Genomic DNA, 542 nt, shown 5'->3' on the forward strand with positions numbered 1-542 from the left:
CGTCGCCGCTACGGCCACTTCGGCGAGCGCGCGCAGTTCATCCCGTTCCCGTACCACTTCCGCGGCCCTAAAGGCATGACCAAGGAAGAGTACGGCAGCCACTGCGTGCAGCAGTTCGCCCGCCTGTTCGAGACCGAATACAACGGCGTGTGGGACCCGAAAGTCGGCCAGAGCGAATACGCCGCCTTCTACGTCGAGCCGATCCAGGGCACCGGCGGCTACGTGATCCCGCCGATGAACTTCTACAGCGAGCTCAAGCAGGTGCTGGACCAGCACGGCATCCTGATGGTGGTGGACGAAATCCAGATGGGCTTCTATCGCACCGGCAAGCTGTGGTCCATCGAACACTTCGACGTCCAACCCGACGTGATCGTGTTCGGCAAGGCGCTGACCAACGGCCTCAACCCGCTGGGCGGCATCTGGGCCCGTGAAGAGCTGATCAACCCGGGCGTATTCCCGCCAGGCTCGACTCACTCCACCTTCGCCTCCAACCCGCTGGGCACCGCCGTGGGCCTGGAAATGTTCAAGATGACCAGCGAGAT

General features: G+C 63.1%; 1 protein-coding gene. It reads left to right on the top strand.

What is annotated here, in order from left to right:
- The coding region (locus Q7C21_RS22800) for an aminotransferase class III-fold pyridoxal phosphate-dependent enzyme (RefSeq protein ID WP_375151210.1) at positions 1–542 on the top strand (542 nt) is incomplete at both ends.

The organism is Pantoea sp. ANP04 (assembly GCF_041982285.1).
Lineage (GTDB): Bacteria > Pseudomonadota > Gammaproteobacteria > Enterobacterales > Enterobacteriaceae > Pantoea > Pantoea eucalypti.